A 1187-nucleotide genomic window follows, 5' to 3' on the forward strand; every position below is an offset into this window, starting at 1 on the left:
AACTCATGCGGTCGAGCAACTGGAACTCCATCTGCTCATCCGACAGGTTGTACAGGCGCTTGAGCACCAGAATGCGCACCATGGTTTCCGTCGGAAACGCCGGCCGTCCACCCTGCAGGCTGACCGGACGCGGTGCCACTTGATCGACTCGTAGCGCCAACGCCACAAAATCGATGTGACGCTCGATGCGCTGCAGTGGATCGCCCAGATCGTCGATCTTGTCGCGATGGAGATCAGCGGCAAACAGGTCGGTTTTGATGGCAGAGCGGCGCTTCATGGTTGTATCTTACGAATTTTGTACGGATGCCAGTTTACACGCTTGGGCTGCTGGGGTTTTCCGAGGTGCCCAACTATATCTATCGAAGAAGCAAATAACCGCAGATCATGAACGTTCTCGACGCGAACGATCAGTAGATATTTTAATTGAATGGTCAAAAAACCTTAAAAAAGAAGGATCCTTGGCAAGGAAAATAATTGAGTGCTTGAGTGAAGATCAGTGTCGTGATATTTTTAATCAAAGAGAAGTGAAGGTAGCAAAAAAACATCAAATATTGCTGGATCAATTGTTTCCCAGTACGATTGAGCAGGTTGATGGTGATGTAATACAGCTTACTGAGGCGCAGTCAACGGAGTTAAGGTGGCATGCAATTACATATTTAAATGCTCTCGAGTTTACATTGGTTGCATGGCAGTATTCAGTAGTTGATCGTGAAATAATTGAGGTCCAATTTTCCTATTTGTTTAGCCCGGCGGATGGGCACGAGGTGCTAAAACATTTTAGAAAAGCAGCAGGTGGTGAGGATTCATTCCCTGCTATTGAATTATTTACCGCTCACTTGATAGATAAAAGAAAGAATCAGTTGATTAAAAAACTGAATGTTGCTTAGCTGGCTGGCACGGTAAGGCGCAATCGCCGCAGGCATTGCGCCGCATGAATTGAACCGCCGGATTCTGTCCGGCGGTTTTGTTTTTTCTGTGCCTGCTGCACGGTGTTTTCATACCGGTTCCGCCCGGCGGACGGGTTCATTTCTTTTGCTTCGCCAAAAGAAACGAACCAAAGAAAAGGCGAGCACGGTAGGGCGCAATCGCCGTAGGCATTGCGCCGCATGAATTGAACCGCTGGATTGTTTCCAGCGGTTTTGTTTTTTCAGTGCCTGCGGCACAGTGTTTTGATGCCGGTTCCGCCC

General features: G+C 48.2%; 2 protein-coding genes. One reads left to right on the top strand and one right to left on the bottom strand.

The genetic code is table 11. The annotated features are described in order from the left end of the window. Positions 1-277, bottom strand: a 277-nt coding sequence (locus C515_RS0116480; RefSeq protein WP_028456393.1) for a transposase, incomplete at its 3' end; no start/stop codon positions are given. On the opposite strand from C515_RS0116480, the gene C515_RS23760 reads away from it, so the two are divergent. After that, complete coding sequence (locus C515_RS23760; RefSeq protein WP_144290516.1) at positions 276-887, top strand: hypothetical protein; 612 nt, start codon at positions 276-278, stop codon at positions 885-887. The genes C515_RS0116480 and C515_RS23760 overlap by 2 nt on opposite strands. Positions 888-1187: the final 300 nt, after the last annotated feature.

Source organism: Chitinilyticum litopenaei DSM 21440 (genome assembly GCF_000428145.1).
In the GTDB taxonomy this organism is placed as follows: Bacteria; Pseudomonadota; Gammaproteobacteria; order Burkholderiales; family Chitinibacteraceae; genus Chitinilyticum; species Chitinilyticum litopenaei.

Bases quoted from the DNA above. Each gene is read 5' to 3' on its own strand.
- C515_RS23760 (WP_144290516.1), top strand. From the start codon at position 276: ATGGTTGTATCTTACGAATTTTGTACGGATGCCAGTTTACACGCTTGG.